Origin of the sequence: Escherichia sp. MOD1-EC5189 (genome assembly GCF_002966045.1) — a bacterium.
Lineage (GTDB): Bacteria > Pseudomonadota > Gammaproteobacteria > Enterobacterales > Enterobacteriaceae > Escherichia > Escherichia coli_F.
Genome location: NZ_PTRX01000111.1, coordinates 1 through 566 on the forward strand (window position 1 = coordinate 1; position 566 = coordinate 566).

General features: G+C 58.7%; 1 protein-coding gene. It reads right to left on the reverse strand.

Going from position 1 to position 566, the window contains the following annotated elements; all coding sequences use genetic code 11:
• A partial coding sequence (locus tag ATB02_RS25775) for an RHS repeat domain-containing protein (RefSeq protein ID WP_198600610.1) occupies window positions 1-566 on the reverse strand: 566 nt, incomplete at both ends.

The window sequence follows — 566 nt, forward strand, 5'->3', positions numbered from 1 at the left end:
AGCCCTATCGGGTCCGTTACCATGAACCGCCCGACATCCGGATCATAGTACCTGTGCAGATTGTAATGCAGCCCTGTTTCCCTGTCGAGGTACTGTCCCTGGTAGCGCAGGTTCTGCTCCACCCCGCCGTGGTCCTTCTCCTGTATCGTGTTACCCCAGACCTGATACCCCGTCTCCCACACGATTTTCCCGTCACTGTCCGTCATCTCTTCCGGCGCACCGTTCACATCCGTGTGAAAATACAGTATCCGGTTCGGTCCCTCTTTGCCCGCCTTATCCACCCGCGCCAGCGGTTCATAACTCCCCGGGTCACTGTAGATATACAGGCTGCCTGTTCCCTCCGGCCTGCTCTCCTGCGCCAGCCGCATTCCGTCCCATAAAAATGTCGTCCGGTTGTACGGTTTACCGTCAGGGCTGATGTGCTGTTTTTCCGTCCGCCTCCCCAGCGCATCGTACACATACCGGTACGTTCCCCGCGCTGTCGTCACTTCCACCATCCGGTGTTCCGCATCATAACGGTAACTCTGCGTGCCGCTCCGGCCCTGCTTTTCCACCGTCCGGCCAAA